This window comes from Bacillus sp. SIMBA_031 (assembly GCF_046535225.1).
Lineage (GTDB): Bacteria > Bacillota > Bacilli > Bacillales > Bacillaceae > Bacillus > Bacillus velezensis.
On sequence record NZ_JAWRXC010000157.1, the window covers coordinates 1 to 278 of the forward strand.

General features: G+C 61.2%; 1 protein-coding gene. It reads left to right on the forward strand.

Annotated elements, in window-relative coordinates; genetic code table 11:
• A partial coding sequence (locus SB724_RS19880; protein ID WP_410572535.1) for a hypothetical protein occupies positions 1-193 on the forward strand: 193 nt, incomplete at its 5' end.
• Between the last annotated feature and the right edge of the window lie 85 nt (positions 194-278).

Consider the following 278-nt stretch of genomic DNA (forward strand, 5'->3'; position numbering starts at 1 on the left):
CCGGCCCTCGCCCGCCGAAGAGACGGAAGAGGATGGCGGCAACGCCAGCCGCCACCTGGATCTTCACGCGACAGAGCAAAGCGCCACAGGTGATGAGTCCGATGAGGAACGTCTTTCCGGCGAGAGCGAGCGCATAGGCACCGGCAATCTGGATGAGGATGTGCCCTTCGGCGATCACGCGGGCTATATCTAGGATAGCGCTGGTCAGACCAGCGATTTGCGCCTGAGATAATTGCCTTGGCCCATTTCACCCGTTGTTGCAGCGCCATCGACGATGG